1 protein-coding gene is annotated in these 234 nt (G+C 45.3%); it reads left to right on the top strand.

The genetic code is table 11. The features are described from left to right. On the top strand, positions 1-234 hold a 234-nt coding region (locus ACR9ZK_RS23600; RefSeq protein WP_481344336.1), incomplete at both ends, for an efflux RND transporter permease subunit.

Raw genomic sequence — 234 nt, 5'->3', positions numbered from 1 at the left:
CAACTATATCGAAAAGCTGGATGAAGGATTAACACCGTGGACGGCAGCCTGGCAGGCCGCTCAGCAACTTGCACTCCCGATTTTTACGGCAACAATGGCCATCATCTTTGCATTCGCTCCATTAGCTTTATTTATGGAAGGGATCGCAAAAGACTTTATGCTATCACTGCCTATTACGGTCGCCATTGCCTTAATAACTTCAATGCTTGTTGCACTATTCCTTACGCCTTATAC

It is taken from the genome of Monashia sp. HAY1-5C, from assembly GCF_056755255.1.
This window is presented reverse-complemented; position numbering and strand designations above follow the sequence as displayed.